The organism is Frateuria sp. sgz306004 (assembly GCF_057750885.1).
This window is the reverse complement of sequence record NZ_JBYLFE010000005.1, coordinates 146758-166559: the sequence shown is the minus strand read 5'-3', so window position 1 is coordinate 166559 and position 19802 is coordinate 146758. Positions and strand designations below refer to the sequence as shown.

Genomic DNA, 19802 nt, shown 5'->3' with positions numbered 1-19802 from the left:
CCCTCTGTCGTTCTGGAGGTGCATGATGCCTACAGCAAAAGCTCTGGCGCGTGCGCGCAAGGACAAGCGCGAAGGCAAATCGGCCAGTACCCAGGCCGGCGAATTCGTTCGAGAGGAAATCGAACATATTCGCGACGGCAAGCACGGTGCGCGTTCGGCCAAACAGGCCATCGCCATTGGGTTGTCCGAGGCGCGTCGCGCGGGTATCGACGTACCCAGCCGTGGCAAGCGCGGCACGCGCAAGAAACCCGCGGCAAAGAAGGCCAGCAAGGCCACGTCGACCCGGCGTAGTCGGGCAACCACCGCCGCGCTCAAGCGCGAAGGTTCGGCAGCGGGCTCGTCGCTGGCCTTGTCGCGTCAGGCGCGCAAGGCCGCCGCGCAGCGCACACCCGCCGAACGCTCGGCTTCGGCTCGCAAGGCAGCCCGTACCAAGGGCGCCAGTGCGCGCTCGGCGGCCGCCAAGAAAGCAGCTCGCACGAAGGGTGCGGCCGGGCGCACGGCGGCGGCGAAAAAGGCAGCGCGCACCCGCGCAGCGGGTGCGACGCGGGCGGCGCGACATCGCGCCATGCATGCTCGCGCGCGCTGAAAATCACCGCGCGTTGCCGGTTTGCGGCGCGCTTCCGCCGCGTGCTTCAGGGCGGAGGTACGGAGTCTTGCGGAGGCGTCACATCACCGTCGATAAGTGGTGCAGGTTCGACGATGGGCGACGCAGGCGATGCTGCCGTTTCAAGCAGCGGCGCGTCGCGCACGCCAACGGTCATGCTGGGCAGCACGTCGTCGCGTCGAATCAGCCCGTGATACAGCGCAGCGCCTGCATGTCCAAGGATGGCGAGAAAGAACAGGTAGGCCAGCACGCCATGCGCCTGGCGCAGCCAGCCGAACAGTGCGCCGTGTTCAGGTGCGATGGGCGGCCAGGTCCAGCCGTGCAGCACGGTCACGGGGTAGCCGCCGGCGGAAAGCATCGCCCACCCAATCAGCGGCATCGCGAACATCAAGGCATAGAGCAGCCAGTGCGAAGCCTGGGCCACCCCGCGCATAAGCCACGGCATGTCCGCCGGCAAGGCAGGTGTGCCGAGGCGCCATCGCGCGAGCAGCCGCACGATGGCGAGCAGCAGTATCGCCATGCCCAGCGGTTTGTGGATCGCCAACAGCCAGGTGTGTCGCTCCGAGACGGTGGACACCATGCCCACACCGATAAACAGCATGGCGAGTATCAACGCCGCCATGGTCCAGTGCAGTACGCGGGAAAGCGGATGGAAAGAGGTACGGTTGTTCATCGCTTGCTCGCCTCCAAGGCGTCGGTGGCGCGAGGGGCTTTGGCGCGAGGCACCGTCGTATGTGGTGACGCGTCGTGATGCGCCTCTTCGCCGGTGCGGCGGCGGAAGGAGTCGGCATAGGCGGAGGCGCGCGCGGCGAGCAGCGGGTCATCCGACAAGGCCATGCCCGGCGGCAACACCGTAGGGTCGTAATTGATATCGCGGCATGCGCCGTCGGCCTGGTCCTGCGCATGCTCGACGACGATGGTGCCAGCGTCCACGTTGGGTCGGCTCCCGGGCCAAGCGCGCGTGGCATCGTTGGTCGGATCTCCCGGAGCACCCAGGGTGATCAACAGGCGCCAGCGCAACGGCCCTTGGGCGAGTCGTTGTTTCAGGTCGCTCGCGAGGTTATCGCTGGCGGGTGCCGTATCGGCAGGCGTCTGCGGTTCCACGTGCCAGCGCACGGGGTGGCGCCGGGCACCGGCATCGACGAAATAGAACGCGTTGAGGCCGTAGTAGCTCTGCGTGGCAAAGCTTGTCGATGGCGGATTGGCCTTGGCCCAGGCACGAAACGGCGCTGTTTCAGGATGCGCCGCGAAGAACGCCGCCAACCGCTCGGGATCGGGCTTGTGTGTCACGGGGTCTGGCTGTGCCGCCACCACTTGCTCGTAGAAAGCTTGCGGCGTGGCGACCACGAAGACCGGTGAGTTGTTCATGCCCGTGCGCCACTGCTCGCCACCGGGCAGGTCAAAGCGCAGGGCGAAGCTGCGCACGGGTGAGCTGGCGTCGGCGGCCTCCGGATTGCCGCCGGGGATGGCGAAGCGTCCGGTGACCGGCACGCGGCCGGCCGCGAATACGCGCGCCGTGGAGAACGGTGCCGCCGCGCCGTTGCTCTCGAAATAGCCCGATACGCAAATGCCCTTGGCGTGATTGCGCCGATAGCCCGGGTGCACGCCCGCGTTGCGTTGCAGGGCATCCACGATGCGCCCGGCGCTCAGACGCGATGGTGTGAGCCAGCCGGCGGTGTAACCGAAGGCCGATGCCAGCAACAGCACGGGGGCCGCCACAACGAGCCATCGCCAGGCCTGGCGTGGAGCGGGTTTGGTCGAAGGTGATATGGACATGATCGGGTCCCGGCGATCGAAGGCAATGGAATGAGTCTCTTCGCTGGCCAACCGTCATGGGTTACACCGTGGCGGCGAGCGGGCTCCTCCATTGTGCGGAACGCGCCATGCAAATGGCGTCTTCATAGAGCGCGTCGAGCCAATGGATGCGCATACCAGCGCACTTTCCCTGCACAACAATCGGTGAACGCCGGCCCGGTCTTGTGATAGCGCACTGCTATCGTCCGCCGGATCGGCGCCCCGGCGTATCAGTGATCGGTTCTTTCAATGAAGTTGCAACACCTACGCAGCCTGGTTGCCGTGTACGAGTCCGGTAGCTTGCAACGGGCGACCACGCGACTCCACATCAGCCAACCGGCGCTCACGCGCACGCTGCAAACGCTGGAAAGCGAGCTGGGCGTGTCCTTGCTGGTGCGCTCCAACCAAGGGGTGAGTCTGACGCGGTACGGGCTTCGTCTGATCGAGCATGCGCGACGCGTGCTGGAAGGCGTCGATCGCGCGCGCAGGGATATCGAGGAAATGAAAGGCGGTACATCGCAGCAGGTGTCCATCGGCATCACGGCGGTATCGGCCCTGTCCGTATCGCTGCAAGGCGCGTTGGCGGACTTCCACGCGCGCTTCCCTGACACTCGCCTGCGTATCCACGAATCGGGCCCCGCCGCCATCGCTGCCATGCTGCGAGAAGGGGCGCTGGATTTCGCCATCAGCACCCATGAAGACGACGCCTGGCATGGCCTGGAGGTGGTGCAGGCATGCCACATGCGGAGCCATGTGTCGGTACGCCACGGACACCCGTTGGCGGCGGATACGGACCTTGCCGCTTTTCACCAGACACTTTGGGTGACGCCCACCACGGGGCCTGGCAGCATGTTCCAGCAGTATTTCGAGCAACACGGCATGACGCCGCCCGGTCGCGTGGTGGAGTGCGCATCGCCCAACCTGGTGCTGGACCTCATGATGGCCTTGGACGCCGTGGCGCTCGCTCCGCAGTTGAGCCCCCGCATGCTGCGATCGCTGGGCCAGCAAGTGCGGACGCTGCGCCTGTCGCAGCGTCCGCCGGATCGCCCCATCCACATGATTACCCCGCAGCGCGCCTTGTTGCCGAGCTCGGCCGCCATGTTGTTCGAGCTGGTGCACGAATCATTGCGACGTCAGCACACCCTGCAGGGGTGACCAAGGTTCAGCCCGGGCCGGATTGCATGGCGTTCATCACGGCCACCGTCATGGCCGCCACGCCGGTACGGATAACGGGCTCGGGGGCAGGGGCGTACAGCGGTGAATGGTTCACCGGAAGGCTTTCCCCGCGTTGCTTGGCCTGGGCGAACGCATCGGCGGAGTAGACGCCCACGCCGAAGAACACGGACGGCACACCCGCGAGGATGAACTCGGAAAAATCCTCGCTTCCCGAGGAAGGCGTAGGCAACACGCGACTGTTGCTGCCGAAGGCCGCCTTGAACGCTGAGGCGGTGCGTTCGGTGAGTGCCGGGTCGTTCACCACCGACGGGTAGTTCGCCGCGCTACCCAGGCGGACTTCGGGTGCGGGGGCACCGGCCATCTGCGCCACGCCGCTCGCAGTGCGTTGGATGCCAGTGAATAGTCTGTCGCGCACGGCCGGCTCGTAACTGCGGATGGTGCCGCGCACGATGGCGCTGTCGGGGATGATATTGCCCGCGCTGCCGCTCTGGATCGCACCGACGGTGATGATGCCGAAGGCCGCCGGGTCCTTCTCGCGGCTGATCACGGACTGCACGTCGACCACGAAACGCGACGCCATCAACACGGGGTCAATCGATTCCTGTGGCATCGAACCGTGCGAGCCCTTGCCGCGGAAGGTGACGAGCAAATCGCTGGAGCTGGACGTGGCCGTGCCGGAACGGTAGTAGACGCCCACCGGCGCCGGCATGCTGTGCAGTGCGAAGCCGAGGTCCGGCTTGGGGAAACGGGTGAACAGCCCGTCATTGAGCATGGCCTTGGCACCGGCGATGCCGTCCACACCAGCCTCTTCCGATGGTTGTGCGATGAACATGAGCGTGCCGTGCCACTGATCCTTCATGGCCACCAGATTCGCCGCCGTACCGACCCAGGCGGCCATGTGCAGGTCGTGACCGCAGGCGTGATCGACTGGGCTTTCCTGGCCCTGCCAGACCTGCGTGACCTTGCTGGCATAGGGAAGGCCGGACTTCTCTGCCAGCGGCAGCGCGTCCATCTCCGTTCTCACCATGATGGTCGGCCCCGGCCCATTCTTGTAGATCGCCACGACACCCGTTTTTCCGACGCCTTCGGTCACACTGAAGCCGAGTGAGCGCATTTGTTTTGCGAGGATCTTGGCAGTGCGTACTTCAAGGAAGCCCAATTCGGGATGAGCGTGCAGGTCCTTGTAGAGCGTATCCAACTGCGGGTAGCTCTTGTCCAGTTGGCGATCCACCGCCGCCTTGGTGGCGGCCGCATTGAAAGCGTGCGACAGCGTGGGCAACGCGGCGAAGGCGAGGCCGAGTGAGAACGCAAGTAGCGATTTGGCGATCATGGGGTTCTCCAGGCCAATCCGATTAGAAGGAGAGGTACAAGGTCGACATCCATACCAGCGAGGGCGAATGCTGGGGCACCAACACAGGGTGGTCGGTGTAGGAGAGTGAGTGGTTGAAGTACAGGCCGCGCGCTACGTGAAAGGCGTAGCCCAGCGAGGTGCTTTGGCTGCTGCCGATAGGCGTGAGCCCCGTGCGATGCGTGAGTGCTTTCTGCGCCCACGTGCTGACCCATTTGTACTGGTAGCCGAGCGTCACCATGTCGTAGGGCCGGTTATCGAATGGGCCGATGCTGTAGAGGGTAAAGAGCACATCCTTGTCGTACACGTTGCGCGAGGCGGGCACCTGGTCCAGCTTGATGTCGGTGTAGATGCCGCGTACGGGGTTGTTGGGGTCCGGTTGCGTGTACTGCTGGGTGTAAGCCAGGTAGTACATGTGATTACTGACCGTGGGGCGGCCCAGCTTGTAGTTGTAGTAGTCGCTGGTGTTGTACACGCCGCCCGCGCGCACCCAACTGGAGAGCTGGTCCGGCTTGGGCAACAGGCGAAAACCAACCTCATCGATGAACAAGGCCTTGGCGCCCGGCACGCGCAAGGTCAAACCGAAGGGGTTCTGGCGCGACTCCTCCCGGAACCCGTCCGGGCTGCTGCTGCGCGCCACGCCGAAATGGTTGTAAAAGCGTTGGCTGGGCGAGTACACACGCAGATCCATCGCGGGCACCGGCTTGAGGCCGCCCACGGCGAGGCCCGATTCGTACAACAGGTTGCTGGTGGGCCCCAGGGCCGACGCCGCCACGCTAGTGCCAAGCACCGCGCCGTAGAACTTTGCGCCGACGGTGAAGATGCCGTACTCCAGGCGTACACGAGAGTCAGCGAATTCCTGCTCGATCGATAACTGATTGACGTAGGTGGAGCGCAGGCCGTTGTTGGGATAACTGTTCTGGAACCAGGTCAGCAGCAGAGCAAACTGAGCTTTTTCGCCAAACCAGCCGACCCGCGAAAGGTCATACGTGAGCGTGGTAGTGCTGGTGCCCTGAAAGGTCAGGCGTTGCCCCGCGTACTGTTGCTGCGCGCGGCTATCGGCGTTCTTGAGGTCGTAGGCGCCCTGGACCGCCGTGTAGTTCTGGAACAGCCAGCCGCGCTCGTACATGGCCTTGCGAAGATCGCCCATTTCCGGCGACAGGGAGTCGCAGGTGGTTGTCATCGGGGTTTCCGAGCCGCGCGAGCGCAGGGCGTCGTACTTGAGGCAGGCGGTGCTTTTCGCCGCGCGCATGATGCTGTCATCGGCCCTCGCGGTGGCCAATGGCAACGCAAGTAGCGGTACACCAAGCAGCGTGCCGGCCACGCGCAGGGCAAAGCGGTTCGTCGCGCCGAAGCGCGTTGCGTCGTTCATGGTGATTCCCCTCAGGATTGGATCGGCAGCGCCGGTGCGGCGATGCCCGTGCGGATCAGGCGTGACGCCCCGCGTGGGCGGGCGGTCGGAGCGTTGAGTGCGAGGTAGACATGGAGCCTGTGCATTCCTTGGCAGAGGCTCGGCCCGTGGTGGCAGTGCTTCGCGCGGGAAAGCTTTGCGCCAAGCGGCACTCACCGTGGGTCGAGCGGGTCAACTCCACACGCGGCGTGTCAGGCATGGACAGCTACTACTGAACCGCGCCTGTTTTGCGGCGTGCGTCACACTGGGATAGCACGCGGTTCCTGCAACCCCTAATCGCGTTTATGCATAGCGATGCATTTACGGTATGGCTGCCGACGTCGTAGCGCCTCGGTGGGCCAATTGCTGGATGTAGGCGTGGATCGATAGCACGTGACGACCCGGACGAACCAGGGGCACGCGCAAAGCAGGCACTCGGGATCTGGGGGTTTGAGCAGGCGCTGTTTTGCAGCGCCAGCAAGCCGAACGCTGCGGACCTAGCCATGAATGCCTTGACGCGGCCATACGTTAGATCATGGCGGTTGGGTTCCAGGCTGGCCGACCATCTGGAAATTAGCTAGAGCTAAGACTAGACCCTTAGAATTCGACGCGCACTGCGATCGCCAGGAGCTATCTGATGAATGCCGTTCTTCCTTCCCGGTATGCGCCACTGCTTCGATGGTTGCATTGGCTCGTCTTTCTTCTACTGCTTATCGCCTATGTGTCAATTAATGTCCGGGGTGGTTTTCCCCGTGGCAGTGCTGGCCGGGCCAACGCCCTGGCTGTGCATGCACTGGCAGGCATTGGGGTACTTCTGTTGGTTTGGCCCCGGATCGCCGCGCGCTGGCGGGGCGGCACGCCGCCAATCGTTCCGCCCGCTGGGCGGCTGAGCACCTTGCTGAGCAAGGCCACTCATCTGGCGCTCTATTTGTTCCTCATCGTGCAGCCGATCATGGGCATCGTTGCCCTGCAACTGGCGGGGAAGCCCATCAGTCTGTTTGGCACGACGGTATTGCCGGCGTTGTTTGGTGTGGCTGATCGGCAGCTCGCCCATCGCTGGGAGGATATCCACGGTGACGTGGGCACCGTGTTCTACTATGTCATCGGGCTGCACATTCTTGGTGTGCTCTGGCATCACCTGGTTCGCAAGGACAACACCCTTCGCCGCATGACCTGAACGATTGGATCTGGCAAAACGGAGCGACCCATGCAGCACGGGCACCGGGAGCGTCATGTTACTGAGCGTATGGGCTGGCTTCGAGCCGCCGTGCTGGGCGCCAACGATGGCATTGTTTCCACGGCCAGTCTGGTGATGGGAGTGGCGGCCGCCCAGGCCGCCGAGAGCGCGATTCTTGTCGCCGGTACGGCTGGCTTGGTCGCTGGCGCCATGTCCATGGCCGCTGGCGAGTATGTTTCGGTGCATTCGCAGGCGGATAGCGAGAACGCGGATCTGGCCCGGGAAGGCAAGGAGCTGGCCTCCGACAAGGAAGGCGAGCACAAGGAGTTGGCCGCCATTTACGTGGCGAGGGGGCTTGACCCTCACCTGGCGCACCAGGTAGCCGAGCAGCTCATGGCGCACGACGCCCTCGATGCCCATATGCGCGATGAGTTGGGCATTACCGAGACGCTAAAGGCTCGACCATTGCAGGCCGCCGCGGCCTCCGCCGCGAGCTTCGCCGCCGGGGCGGCCCTGCCTCTCCTGGTGGTCGCCCTGGTGCCTGGCAAGGGGCTGCTGGCATATGTATTTGGTACTTCGCTGATCTTTTTGGCCTTGCTGGGCGGTGTAGCGGCGCATATCGGTGGCGCGAGTATCCAAAGAGGCTCCTTACGCATCACTTTCTGGGGTGCACTGGCGATGGTGATTACCACGGCCGTGGGAAGGCTATTCGGCGGAGCAGGCTGAATGTATCGCGCTGGCAGGGTCTGCGATGGATGGTCAGTGAACGTCTATCCGACCTTTGTTCTTGTGAAGGAGCGTTGGTGCCTACTGATTAGCGACGCTCTGACCTGATCTGCTTGAGTCCTATCGGCGACCGCGCGATTGGCCTCTTGCAGCCACTCCAGCCATTCGGAGAGAACAATCAGGTTCCACAGGCCGCGTGCATGGTCACCACGTTTGCCAGCGTGTTCATTGAACAACTGGATGACCGCGTCGCTGTTGATTCCCGCCTCTGCCAATAGGGGGCTGGTGACCTTGCCGATGGCCCATTCGCGCAGCGGCCCGCGTAGCCACTGCCCCAGCGGGACCGACAACCCTCGTTTTCGCCGAAGGATCGTCCTGCGGGGGAGATAGCCTTGCGCGTATTCCTTGAGGAAGACCTTGGTGGTGACTCCTCGAATGCGTGACGATATGGGCAGGGTCGCGGCGTACTCAATAACCGCCCTGTCAAGGAATGGTGCGCGAATTTCCAAACCATGGCACATGCCGCCACGGTCGGCCTTGGCCAGCAATGCATCCGGAAGCGAGTGAGTGAAATCGTGATGCTGTATCACGTCCATCAAACGTGCGGGATCGTGCGCAGTACAGTCAGGGGGATAGATGAAACCGAGATTGTTGATCCAATCCGGCGTCAGGTTGGCTGTCCAGAGCAGATGGCGTGCGAGTCCGTCCCCCGTCCTCCCATCGACGAATTTCTTCAACAGGAATGAAAGGGACACCTTCTTGTCGCTCACCGGCATCGCTTCCACGATGCCGCGAAGGAGCGATCGCAGCGGCGTCGGGAGGGCGTCGTAGCGGGTGGCCAAATGTGCGCCAAGGTAGGCCGGATAGCCGCCAAAGAGTTCGTCGGCACCCTCGCCCGAGAGCAGCATCTTTACGTCCTGCGATGCCCGTTTGGTAATCGCGTAAAGGGGAAGCCACGCGGGATCCGCGAGCGGCTCGCCAGTCGTGCGGACGAGCGTTCGAAGGGTCGAGGGGATATCGCCAGGGCCGATCGTGACGCTAGTGAGGTCACAGAGAAGTTGTCGTGCAACATTCTCCGCCTCGCCGCCCTCGTCAAAGGAGCTGTCTTCGAAGCGAACGCAATAGGCATTCAATGCTTGGCGAGGCCTAACGCTTCGGGTAACCGCCGCGATGAGCGAAGAGTCCAGTCCACCGCTGAGAAGCACGCCGTAGTGGGCTTCGATGTCGGTCTGCCGCAGGATGGCGTTTCGAAAGCAACCATCGAAGTCTGTGGCATCGGGTATGGTATGCGCCACCTTGCCCAGAGGTGGTTGCCAATAGCGAAGATGGCGAGTGCTGTTCCCCTCCCAGACGATGGCTTCTCCGGGGCAAACCTTGAAGTGCTGGGATAGAAGGCTCCATTGCGCAGGGCAATAGCCGGACCGCAAATAGTGCGATAGCGAAAGCTTGTCGAGGGTGGTGGGCGCAGGAGAACCTGCCATCATGGATGCCAGCTCTGACGCGAACACGACTCCGTCTCGATGGGCAGCGTAGTAAAGGTGGCGCTCTCCCGCGCGATCTCTTGCAAGTATCAGTCGTCGCTTGCGCTCGTCCCAAAGGGCCAGGGCGAAAACGCCTTCCAGTTCTTCCAGAAAGGCCAAGCCCTTCTCAAGATAGAGAGGGGCGAGAACGGCGATGTCGCTAGTTCCTTCAATGAGGTGCCCTGCGGCCTCCAGCGAGCGGCGAATTTCCTGGTGGTTATCAATTTCGCCGTTGCAGACGACCACAATGCCGGCTTCGTGCACGAACAAAGGCGGCTGTACCCGATCGATGCCGCGAATGGCGAGTCGATTCGCCCCGAACGCCACCTCATTGGTGGCGTGCTGCGCTTCACCGTCCGGCCCGCGATGACTCATCGCGGACAGCATGGACCGCAACCTGAGTGCTTCCGCGTGGCGCGTACTCGACGTGCTATTGAACAGAATGCCGGCAATGCCGCACATGATTATTCGCCTCGATTACGTCGATGCCATGGATTACAGATGAGCGAGCACTAAGGCGTTACCTCGCCATGGCCCTAGGGGGCGTAAGGTGGGGTGGCAGTCTTGTGTGCTGGCATCCAGGTCCGCATCGCTCAGGTTCGGGTCAACGACCACCAACGAAGTGCCGGATGTTTTGATGGCATCGCATAGCTGCGATCCGACTTGTGCCGATCGCGCAGATACGCCATAGACGGGCTTGTTCAGATACAGCCGGATGCCCCATGGCGTTTGTTCTTCGACGGAATACGCGTCGTCGTTGAGCTCGAGGAACACCAGCGACGAATAGCCGGAATCGGCCGTGGCGGCGGCGATTTCACTTGCTGCGCGCCGGTTATCGACCTTGCTATCGATGCCATAGGCGGCATAGCCTTTGATGGCCAGTAGCACGATGATCCAGCCCGCAAGTAGCGCCCGCGTGCGGCGACTGCCAGGGTCGAAAGTGAACTCAAGTCGCGATGCGGTCAGTAGCGATAGGGGGAGGAATAACGGCAGAAGGTAGAGCGGCAGTCGCGACTGGGAGAGACAGAAGATCACCAGTGGCAAGGCAAACCAGAACAAGAGAAAGCCCTGGGTCGTTCGCATCGCCTGGCTGTTCCGCCAAAAAGAGCGGCGAAAGGGGGCGCTCAGTGCCTGCGTCAGTCCGCTCCACCAGGGCAGCGATCCGAAGATGAGCACGGGCGCATAAACCAGTGCCCAACCCATGGCGCCCGGGTGTCGCCGATGCATGGCGGTGAATATGCGGCCGTAAACCTCATCGTGAAGAAAGTAGTGAATCAGCCATGGATAGCGCAAAGCGGCCATGAGGTACCACGTTAGACCGACGACGGCAAAAACGAGCAGGCCGACCGGGTGCCCCAGCGCGCGCAGGGCACGCTTCTCGCGAGCGACCAGCGCAAAGGCAAGCATCGCCAGTAGCGGCAGCAAGCCTGGCGGGCCTTTGGTGAGGAATGCCAGTCCGCATCCAAGCCACAAGATGATCGGCGCATAGCTGCGCGCGGTCTCGCTGGTCGGCCAAGTGGCCGTGATAAAGCCGAGGACGGCAATGGCCTCGAAGAACGTCAGCAGTACGTCGGTGCTGATGATGTTCGCTGTCAAATAGGTAAATGCCGATGTGGAGTAGATTAGTGAGGCAAGCCAGGGCTTGCTCGGGCTGACTCTCCTCCCCATGAAGAACAGCAGCGCCAGCGTGCCGACATAAGCCAGGGCGTACGGGGCGCGTACAGCCCAGGTGTTTCTACCCAGTGCCTTGATGGACGCGGCGATGACCCAGTAGGTCAAGGGCGGCTTGGAGAAGTTCGGCTCTGCGGGGCTATAGGCGGGGGCGAGGTAGTTTCCCGAGTCCAGCATCTGCAGGGCGGCATCAACGTAGCGCCCCTCATCTGGGCTCCAGAGCCCGCGTCCGCCTTGAAAGGCAAGGCTGATGTACAGGCCGAGTACCAATACCCACCATAGGCCGCGATAACCGATCGTGGTTGGCGATTCCGCGCGCCCTGCTTGCGTGCTCAGTTCGCCGATCATTGGCTGCTCTCGCCTTGATCAACCACGGGAGCGTTGACAGTCACCGTCGAACACCGGGCCTGCTGGGAGAGAAGCTGCAGATTCCGCAGGAAAACCAGCAGGGTCAGGGTTTCGCCGGCAATGAAGACTGGGTCGCGTCGATGAATCGCATAACTGAGGATGATGGCGCCGGCCACTGCGCTGATCTGCCAGAAGACCCTCGGAATGCGGCTTTTCCCCAGGCGTTCGCTGTGCAGCCATTGCACGACGAAGCGCGCGCCAAAGAGCGTCTGGCCGATCAGGCCGATGAGGAGCCAGGGCGAAGAGGTATCGATATGGATCATCGTACGGACCCGTCAAGCGGGCGGCGCTCTTCGCGGTAGCGAAGCTCGATGTTTCGGAGGTAGACAAACAAGCCGAAGGCCTGGCCGATGATGAAGACGGGGTCCTGGCGATAAACGGCATAGGCGAACAGCGTGGCGCCACCAGCAATGCTGGCGTACCAGAAAGACATCGGAACCACGCTTTCGTGTCGGCGTTCGCTATGTATCCATTGCAATAGAAAACGCGCCGAAAAAATCGCTTGCCCAAGCATGCCAATGATGACCCACGTGGTATTTGCGTGGGTCATCGCGTCATGGCCTCGGGGCGCGGCTGAAAGGGATAAATCGATGATGTCTGGCCATCGGCTGCGGTGGCGTCAGGCCCGGCGAGCAAGCCGGAGTACGCTGCTACCACGCGACATGCCACCTCGCGAGCAGACAAGTCCTGCGTGGACAGGGCAGTGCTTCCGTTGCCGTAGGGTTCGTAGACGCTTGCATCAGTCACTTTGAACAGCCCTACCGTGGTCACTTGTGAGGCAGCTGCCAGGTGCATGACGCCGCAGTCGGCGGAGATCAAAAGATCCAGGCCTGCCATGACGGCGCCCATTCGCCGAATGTCGGACGAGTAGTACGCCGGCCACTCGGAGCCGAGCATCGAATGACCATGCATCGGAACCATTTCAACGATGGCCGCCGTGGGAGAAAGTGTCTTGATCGTGTCGATGAGTTCGCGCCACCACTCGATCGGGTACCGCTTGGCGCCGGTGGCGTTGGCAAATATCCCAATCACGGGCGAGGTGTTCTGTTCGAACGTTGGGACGAGCTCGCTGATCGTGAGGCGGCCTTGTCTAAGCTCGGGCTCGGAGAGGCGTATGTCCAACACGGGATAGCATTCTTCCGGTGGGATCTGTTGGCCCAGAGCCCAACGCAGGAGATTCACCGGCCGCCTGGCCATGTGGCGCATGGCGACCTCCGAAGGCGCTGCCTGGGTCAATCCGCTGCCTTCGGGTTGATCGCTGAATCCGAGTTTGTAGGTACCTTTGAGCAGGCGGGTCATGGCGCGGCTGAAGCCGGAGCCAAGGCACGGGTCGATGATCAGGTCGTAGTGGGTGCGACGTATCCGCGCGATCGTGCGCAGAAATTTGACGGGATGTTTGAAGCCGCGCTTGGGCAGGCAGTGGACGCTCCTGACACTGAAATAAGAGCCGAAGACCTCCTGTGCGATGTCACCCTCCGAGACCACGTCAACCTCCGCGCCCTTGAAGTGCCGCTCGATCTCGGCAATCAGGGGCGTGATAAGAAGAGTGTTTCCCAGACGGTGATTGGGCCGGCAAACAAGGACGCGATAGATCCCCTTGCGGGGCAGCGGGCTTGGCAGGCCATATGCGCTGGGTTCCCTCATGATCGGCCACCTGCGACGGTGCGCGCTGGCGTTGCAGGCCTGCCGACGGGTGCCGCACATCCGCGTGGCCCTTCATTCGAAGGCGGCCACGGTTGTTGCGTTTCGAGCCAGTCGCTATGCGACAGGGATCTGGCGAAGAGTCGATGTTGTGGCGGCACGTCGTTGCTTGCGTAAGGGTCGTTGCCGATCCTTTAGCGAGACTCGTGCCATGCGTCTAAGTAATTGATTTATTGTAGTTAATTGAAATTATTGGGTGCCGTGTCACCCTGCAAAACGCTGCACACTGCAAGAATTGTCTGCAGAGATTGGCGTGCACTGACTGGGTCAGGGAGTGTGATGCTCTGCGCAATCGGAGACGTCATCGCCGGTTCGTGGCGGCAGGTTGATCCATAGAACAACGCGGACGCTGAGGTCGACGTGGCAACTGGCGACGTAACCGATGGAGCCGGGGGTGGTGGCGACGAAACGCACCACTGCGTCTTGCGAGCCAAGTACGTAAGGGGGGCTGACACCCTGGAAATACTGGCGATCCCAATAGTCTCGAAGGGCGTTCTCGTCCATGTGCAAGATGGCGCGCGAAAAAGCCTCCCTCAGTGGCGCACCACTGGGAAGGTTTACCGGAGTCAGTCGCTGCCCCTGCCCATCCACGAAGACCTTCTTCAAGTAGACGTCGCGCAGCATGTTGTGATCGAGCGCGAGCTGCGGCGCGCTTGGAGCAGTGATCACGGCAATCTGCGGTTGCGCGCACCACGCGCTTCGCGTCGCGATCAGCATGCCTCCGATCACGAGGCCTCGGATCAGCCTCCATCGCCTGTTTCGCAAGCTTCGGACGTTCAAAACAGCACCGCTACCGAGGCCAGCCACCCATTCGGAGCGAGAATCTGGTTGTTGCTGCCATCGCGGTACTCCAGCTTGAGCACCACGCCTTGAATCGGCTTGTAGTTGATAGCCGTGGTGTGGATGGTGGTGGTCTGGGCAGGGGACGAGGAGCGGTAGCGCTCATAGCGCTCAATGAGATAGAGGCGTCGCCACAGCGGCAACTCGGCTTGCACGAAGCCTCCGCGCTCGTCGGGCTGATTGGCGGTGCTGCTGCGGTAAATGCCTTCACCCGTCAGGCTCACATAGCGAAGTGTCCAGCTGAAATCGATGCCACTCAGCACGTACTTTTGACGCGGTGATTCGAGTTCGTAATTGACGGTAGAAGCACCGATGCTCAGCGAGTCTCCCAAGAGGTGGTAAAGCACGCGGCCACCGAAGGCCTGACGAAAATTGTTGTGTAGTGTGGCGCTTGCGCCCAGGCTGGTTACTGCGGTGTCCTGGTCATGACCAATGTTCAGGTCCTTGCTGTCGTCGGCGAAAACCCAATAGTCGAGGTCGTTGCCGTGCACGGGGATGGTGCCGAACAGCATCGCGCCGGTTGCGTGGCGAGCAAAGGCCGCCGACGTCGACAGCGGTCGCGATACGGTCCAGGTCAACGGATCGGCGTGCACCAGGTTCCATTCGCCCACTGGCGTGAGGAACTTGCCAAAGCGGAAAGTCATAGCCTGATTGGCGTGGTAGTCCGCATACAGGCGCTCGATGTCCAGCTCGGAGTCGTCGTTGTCGGAGTGTCCGTTGGTGTTGACGGGGTTGCTGGCCTCGACCTCGGTGAAAAGTTGCCAGCGGGTGCCGAGGTCCTTGGTGACGAACAGGCTCAGGTCGCGAACGCTGTACTTGGTGGCGGTACCGCGCACGTTATAGAAATTGAGGTCGGCGTAGCCGCCAATGCGAAGGCCCTGGTCAGGAAAATAGAGACCCTGGCCCAGGGTGTAAGGGGCAGGCTTCCAGGCGTTGCCGTCGCTGTCAGCGGCGTGGGAGTCCGAGGCCTGAGCCAGCCAGAGCAAGCCCAGGGTGAAACACAGGTGCAAGGCGCGATAGATGTACCGAATCATGAAGATGCCTTGCCTGAAGGTCCTGGGAGCTATGTGCATGGATCGCATGGCACGCACGCGAGTAAGGTTGGAGTTATGGAGGGTGCCCGTGAGTCCCGCCGCTGGCGTCGATTCTGCGACACTGAGATAGGACACCGCAAAGCGGGGCACCTAAGCGAGCGCATGTATACCCACCTTCCCAATCTGGCCGCACCCGCTTGACCACTCGATCAGCCTTGTTTCGTCTGCTGCTCTGGACCCTTTTGGGGGCCGTACTGGTCGTGGCGGCGGTTTCGTTCTACCAATTCCGGTCTGCCCTGCGGGCGGAGATTGCGGGGAATCTCCAGTTTGGTGCCAGCACGGTGATGCAGCGCATCGACACCTTGCTTTTCACTCATGTCGAAAATATGCGTGTGTGGAGCGCGTTGGAGGTGATGCAAGACCTTCGGGTGAACGACGTCGACAAGCGCTTGTCGCACTTTCTTTCGGATCTTCACGCCGGACAGGGGGCGGCGTATGCCTCGTTGCTGTGCGTGGATGCCCAGGGGCGAGTGGTTGCCGCCAGTCAGCCGTCCCTCATTGGAGGGCGGGGCCCGAATGCCGCCGAGTGGCGCGTGATACCGGGGGCTCGCCTGGGTAATATCGAGATCGCCGAGACCCGCGTTGCCGACGGCTGGGGAGCCACCTTGCGGGTGCCCATACCCAATGCATTTGGCAAGGGTAGTGTCGGCTACCTCTATGCAGTCCTTGACTGGCGTAGCATCCAAACATTGTTGGATGAGGCCGTCGACCACGGAGCGCGAAATCTGTTGCTCGTCGACGAGCATGGGCATGTCATCGCTGCATCGGAAGGCGTTCGCTCCCGCGGGAATCTATCGCAGCTTCGACTGGATTGGGCGCTGCCAACCCATGGAGCGATATCCTATATTCGGGATGGCTCAGCGCTCGGGTACGGAAACGTTCTGGTTGGTGCGGCTTCTTCGGCCGGCTATCAGCAGTTCGAGGGGCTTGGTTGGCATATCGTGATGATAGAGCCCACCTCGGTTTCGTTCGCGCCCATCTGGCGGCTCCTTTGGTCCATGCTTGGCGTGCTCGTATTGACGCTGCTGGCGAGCTTGTGGATCTCTTCACGGCTGGCCAACCGCATCGCACTCCCGATCGTTGCGCTTACGGACTTCACGCGCAGCTTCCGTCAGCGAGAGTCGGCTCTGCCAAAGCCACCGGCAACGCACATCCTGGAAGTTCAGGAGCTCTATCGTGCCTACGTGGAGATGATCGACGCATTGGCTCGTTCGCGGGAGCAGGTTGTGCGCGCTGGCAAGTTGGCCGTTGTCGGCGAGATGGCGGCCATCATGGCGCATGAGGTCCGCACACCCATGGGTATTCTGCGAAACTCAGCCCAGATGTTGCAGCGCCAGCCGAACCTGGGCGAGCGCGAGCACGAGTTGATCGGCTTTATCTTCAGTGAAACCGAACGCCTAAGTCGTCTGGTGAACTTGCTATTGGAATGCGCGCGCCCCGCGCCACCGGACTTCCGGCCGCACGATCTGCACGCCATCATCGATGGCGTTATTGGCTTGCTGGCTTCGCGAGCGGACAAGGCGGGTGTGACGCTGACTCACAGTTCCGACGATTCGGCGCTGATCTTTCGATGCGATCGCGAGCAAATCATGCAAGTGCTTCTCAATCTTGCGTTGAATGCCCTGTCGTTTGTTAGTGAGCATGGGCGCGTTCAAATCACGACTCGTCTCGAGCAAGATACGTTGTGGCTCACTGTCGCCGATGATGGGCCGGGTGTTCTGGAAGGCCTCCGGCAAGCGATTTTCGATCCATTCTTTAGCCGACGCGAAGGTGGCATCGGTCTCGGCCTGACCATCGTGCAGCAGATCGTGCAGGTGCACGGCGGTGATATTACGGTCGGTGAAAGCGCCTGGGGCGGTGCATCCTTCAATCTTCGATTCCAAGTAAACGGGCAGGATAAATGAGCGTCAACCGGATTCTCGTCGTTGACAACGAGGCAAAGATGCGTCGCATCTTGGAGCTCTCCCTGAAGTCGATGGGACATGTCGTCGTTGAGGCCGGCGATGGTGTGGAAGCGCTGGAGGTCATCGACCGGCAGCCCGTCGACCTGGTGCTCACGGATCTTCGCATGCCAAAGATGGATGGCATGGCGCTGCTTTCCGCCCTGCGCGATCGTGGCATCGACGTGCCCGTCATCGTGATGACGGCGTACGGAACCATCGAAACCGCCGTGGCCGCGATGAAACTCGGGGCGGTCGACTACATCATTCGCCCGTTTGAGATGGAAACGGTAGAAATGGCCGTCACCAAAGCGCTGGCGATGCGTACCGTGCAGCGCGAGAACCGCTTTCTCCGTGAGGAGCTTGCACGAGGCTGGGGCGAGTTCATCGGGGTAAGCCAAGCCATGCGGGAGCTCTACGAGCTGATCGAGCAGGTGGCACCCACGCGCAGCAGTGTATTCATCGTGGGGGAGACGGGGACCGGCAAGGAATTGGTGGCAAGGGCCATTCACAAGGCGTCAGGTCGATCAGGGCTGTTTGTGCCCATCAACTGCGCCGCTATCCCTTCGGAGTTATTGGAAAGCGAGCTCTTCGGTCATGTCAAAGGAGCGTTCACAGGCGCGCTCCGGGATCGCGTGGGCAAGTGTGAATTGTCCAACGGCGGTACCCTTTTTCTCGATGAAATTACCGAGATGCCTGTAAACCTGCAGGCCAAGCTGTTGCGTGTTTTGCAGGAGGGGACCATCGAGCGCCTGGGCGCCAACGCCGCCGTGCCGGTGGACTTGCGCGTGCTTGCCGCAACAAATCGTGATCCATCCCAGGCCGTGGAGGCGGGAGCGCTTCGCCGCGACCTCTATTTCCGTCTGAATGTCGTGCGCATCGACGTTCCGAGGTTGCGTGATCGAAAAGGCGACTTGCCGATTCTGGCAAATCACTTCCTGCAAAAATACGCCGCTGAGATCGGTCGTTCCACGCCTCATTTGCGCGCGTCGCTTCTGGAACGACTGGAGGCTTACCCATGGCCTGGAAACGTCCGTGAACTTGAGAACCTGATGGAGCGTGCCGTGGTGCTGTGCCGAGGAAGGGAGCTGACGTTCGCGCAATTCCCCGCCGATCTGTTTTCCGAAGCAAAGCCACACGCGCCAGCTGTCCAGGCGGTGCCGGATCATGGCTCGCTGCTATTGAAGGACCGAGTGGAAGCGCTTGAGAAGGAGCTTGTCGAAACCGCGCTGGCGCGTTGTGACAACAACAAGGCAGCGGCTGCCCGGCTGCTTGGCGTGAGCGAGCGTACGCTCTGGTACAAGCTGAAGACGTTTCAAGCGTGAAATGGATCTGAATGACGGGGCAAGCGCTGGCTAGCACTCGATTCGAAAAGCGCGTGCGGCGCACGACGGGACATGCCGACGACCATTCTCCGTGCTACCTGGAGCGGTCCAGAGTTGGGCAGGGGGCTTGCATGCCCCGATGGCAAGTGCGCTAAGAGCCGGAGTGTGCACCGGGGGCTATCGCAAAGCACATCGCAGCCATCCCCAGGCAGTCACGGTACCGCCGTGCTGTTAGCTCTGTAAGCCTCGCCTATCGGCTGCGTATGGAGTAGAGGTGGCAAACTTGCGGATGCTGCCTAGAGCCACTCCACGACCTTCTGGAGTTTTGCGCGCACGTCCTTGGCCGTCGCTTCGAGTTTCGGATTCGTAATGGCCTGCATGGACGCCAGCGGATCAATGGCGGCGACCTCGGTAGATCCTTTGTCCCATGCCTGCACAACGACATTGCACGGCAGCATCGTCCCCACCTTGTCCTCGACCGAAAGCGCTTCATAGGCGAGATTCGGATTACAGGCGCCAAGTATCCGATAGGGGCGAAATTCAACGCCGATCTTCTGCTTAAGGGTGGCCTGAATGTCGATGGTGGAGACGATGCCGAAGCCTTCATTCTTGAGCGCTTCGGTGACGCGCTCAATGGCGCGATCGAAATCCATGTTCAGCGTCTTGGCAAAGTAGTAGCTCATGGTCGTCTCCTGAAGGGTGGCACCGTGCGGGCGTCGGCTGGGCCACATTGCCTGCGTAAGTTTGTCCGGAACGCTTCCCCCTCAATGCGTCTGAGATCCGCTTCTTGGGTGCTTTCGGCTACTTCCGAGATGCTTTTGCCGGCTTCGCGCAGTAGATGCCGTGGAGTACTTCGATGATGCGCTCTGCTGGTCCCTGTGTCAGCTTATATCTGACGATTTGGGATTCGCGGCGGGTGTTGACGAGGCCTTCACTTCGCAGTTTGGCGAGATGCTGCACTTGTCGATTCTTCGCCATGAACACACGGTGCAGTTTCGCCGCGAGGGGCACACGCTGGTCTACTCGATCCGTGACCCGCGGATCAAGGACTTGTTGGGCTGTGTTCCCAGATGGTTTCGCTGACGGGC

The 19802-nt window shown here is 61.8% G+C and carries 19 protein-coding genes; 7 read left to right on the top strand and 12 right to left on the bottom strand.

Going from position 1 to position 19802, the window contains the following annotated elements; genetic code table 11:
• Positions 1-25: 25 nt before the first annotated feature.
• Positions 26-586: a DUF6496 domain-containing protein gene (locus tag AC3G2C_RS12175; RefSeq protein ID WP_488384877.1), complete on the top strand. Its 561-nt coding sequence runs from the start codon at positions 26-28 to the stop codon at positions 584-586.
• A 46-nt stretch (positions 587-632) separates the two neighbouring features.
• Here AC3G2C_RS12175 and AC3G2C_RS12170 read toward each other — a convergent pair whose 3' ends face one another.
• Both AC3G2C_RS12170 and AC3G2C_RS12165 read right to left on the bottom strand, forming a co-directional pair.
• Entirely contained in the window at positions 633-1277 is a 645-nt protein-coding gene (locus tag AC3G2C_RS12170) for a cytochrome b (RefSeq protein ID WP_488384876.1), read from the bottom strand.
• The gene (locus AC3G2C_RS12165) at positions 1274-2380 is read right to left on the bottom strand and encodes a catalase family peroxidase (RefSeq protein ID WP_488384875.1); all 1107 of its coding nucleotides are present in this window, start codon (positions 2378-2380) and stop codon (positions 1274-1276) included. The genes AC3G2C_RS12170 and AC3G2C_RS12165 overlap by 4 nt, the downstream gene beginning before the upstream one ends.
• A 267-nt stretch (positions 2381-2647) precedes the next feature.
• Here AC3G2C_RS12165 and AC3G2C_RS12160 point away from each other — a divergent pair, with 267 nt between their 5' ends.
• Positions 2648-3553, top strand: a complete 906-nt coding sequence (locus tag AC3G2C_RS12160; RefSeq protein ID WP_488384874.1) for a LysR family transcriptional regulator — start codon at positions 2648-2650, stop codon at positions 3551-3553.
• A 7-nt stretch (positions 3554-3560) separates the two neighbouring features.
• Here AC3G2C_RS12160 and AC3G2C_RS12155 read toward each other — a convergent pair whose 3' ends face one another.
• Positions 3561-4904: an amidohydrolase gene (locus AC3G2C_RS12155; protein ID WP_488384873.1), complete on the bottom strand. Its 1344-nt coding sequence runs from the start codon at positions 4902-4904 to the stop codon at positions 3561-3563.
• 22 nt (positions 4905-4926) lie between these two features.
• On the bottom strand, positions 4927-6294 hold the full coding sequence (locus tag AC3G2C_RS12150; RefSeq protein ID WP_488384872.1) for a carbohydrate porin: 1368 nt from the start codon (positions 6292-6294) through the stop codon (positions 4927-4929).
• Positions 6295-6949: 655 nt separating this feature from the next.
• Between AC3G2C_RS12150 and AC3G2C_RS12145 the strand changes: the two genes are divergently transcribed.
• Together AC3G2C_RS12145 and AC3G2C_RS12140 are read left to right on the top strand one after the other, a co-directional pair.
• On the top strand, positions 6950-7489 hold the full coding sequence (locus tag AC3G2C_RS12145; protein ID WP_488384871.1) for a cytochrome b: 540 nt from the start codon (positions 6950-6952) through the stop codon (positions 7487-7489).
• A gap of 30 nt (positions 7490-7519) precedes the next feature.
• The gene (locus AC3G2C_RS12140) at positions 7520-8215 is read left to right on the top strand and encodes a VIT1/CCC1 transporter family protein (RefSeq protein WP_488384870.1); all 696 of its coding nucleotides are present in this window, start codon (positions 7520-7522) and stop codon (positions 8213-8215) included.
• A 44-nt stretch (positions 8216-8259) separates the two neighbouring features.
• Here AC3G2C_RS12140 and asnB read toward each other — a convergent pair whose 3' ends face one another.
• From asnB to AC3G2C_RS12105, 7 genes are all read right to left on the bottom strand, one after another.
• Entirely contained in the window at positions 8260-10197 is a 1938-nt protein-coding gene (gene asnB, locus AC3G2C_RS12135) for an asparagine synthase (glutamine-hydrolyzing) (protein WP_488384869.1), read from the bottom strand.
• Positions 10198-10230: 33 nt separating this feature from the next.
• Positions 10231-11754: an ArnT family glycosyltransferase gene (locus tag AC3G2C_RS12130; protein ID WP_488384868.1), complete on the bottom strand. Its 1524-nt coding sequence runs from the start codon at positions 11752-11754 to the stop codon at positions 10231-10233.
• Positions 11751-12077: a lipid-A-disaccharide synthase N-terminal domain-containing protein gene (locus tag AC3G2C_RS12125; RefSeq protein ID WP_488384867.1), complete on the bottom strand. Its 327-nt coding sequence runs from the start codon at positions 12075-12077 to the stop codon at positions 11751-11753. The genes AC3G2C_RS12130 and AC3G2C_RS12125 overlap by 4 nt, the downstream gene beginning before the upstream one ends.
• Positions 12074-12328 carry a lipid-A-disaccharide synthase N-terminal domain-containing protein gene (locus AC3G2C_RS12120; RefSeq protein ID WP_488384866.1) on the bottom strand — a complete coding sequence of 85 codons (255 nt, stop codon included), beginning with the start codon at positions 12326-12328 and terminating at the stop codon, positions 12074-12076. Before AC3G2C_RS12120 ends, AC3G2C_RS12125 begins: the two co-directional genes overlap by 4 nt.
• A 32-nt stretch (positions 12329-12360) precedes the next feature.
• Complete coding sequence (locus tag AC3G2C_RS12115) at positions 12361-13458, bottom strand: glycosyltransferase family 9 protein (protein WP_488384865.1); 1098 nt, start codon at positions 13456-13458, stop codon at positions 12361-12363.
• Positions 13459-13782: 324 nt separating this feature from the next.
• Entirely contained in the window at positions 13783-14184 is a 402-nt protein-coding gene (locus tag AC3G2C_RS12110) for a type 2 periplasmic-binding domain-containing protein (RefSeq protein ID WP_488384864.1), read from the bottom strand.
• A 107-nt stretch (positions 14185-14291) separates the two neighbouring features.
• Positions 14292-15389, bottom strand: a complete 1098-nt coding sequence (locus AC3G2C_RS12105) for a porin (RefSeq protein ID WP_488384863.1) — start codon at positions 15387-15389, stop codon at positions 14292-14294.
• Positions 15390-15604: 215 nt separating this feature from the next.
• Here AC3G2C_RS12105 and AC3G2C_RS12100 point away from each other — a divergent pair, with 215 nt between their 5' ends.
• Positions 15605-17353 carry a sensor histidine kinase gene (locus AC3G2C_RS12100; RefSeq protein WP_488384862.1) on the top strand — a complete coding sequence of 583 codons (1749 nt, stop codon included), beginning with the start codon at positions 15605-15607 and terminating at the stop codon, positions 17351-17353.
• Complete coding sequence (locus tag AC3G2C_RS12095) at positions 17350-18714, top strand: sigma-54-dependent transcriptional regulator (protein ID WP_488384861.1); 1365 nt, start codon at positions 17350-17352, stop codon at positions 18712-18714. Before AC3G2C_RS12100 ends, AC3G2C_RS12095 begins: the two co-directional genes overlap by 4 nt.
• A gap of 296 nt (positions 18715-19010) precedes the next feature.
• Here the strand turns inward: AC3G2C_RS12095 and AC3G2C_RS12090 are convergent, their stop codons facing one another.
• Positions 19011-19397 (bottom strand): DUF302 domain-containing protein, encoded by a 387-nt coding sequence (locus AC3G2C_RS12090; RefSeq protein ID WP_488384860.1) that lies wholly within the window; start codon positions 19395-19397, stop codon positions 19011-19013.
• Between the two features lie 160 nt (positions 19398-19557).
• Between AC3G2C_RS12090 and AC3G2C_RS12085 the strand changes: the two genes are divergently transcribed.
• Complete coding sequence (locus AC3G2C_RS12085; protein ID WP_488384859.1) at positions 19558-19797, top strand: hypothetical protein; 240 nt, start codon at positions 19558-19560, stop codon at positions 19795-19797.
• Positions 19798-19802 lie beyond the last annotated feature (5 nt).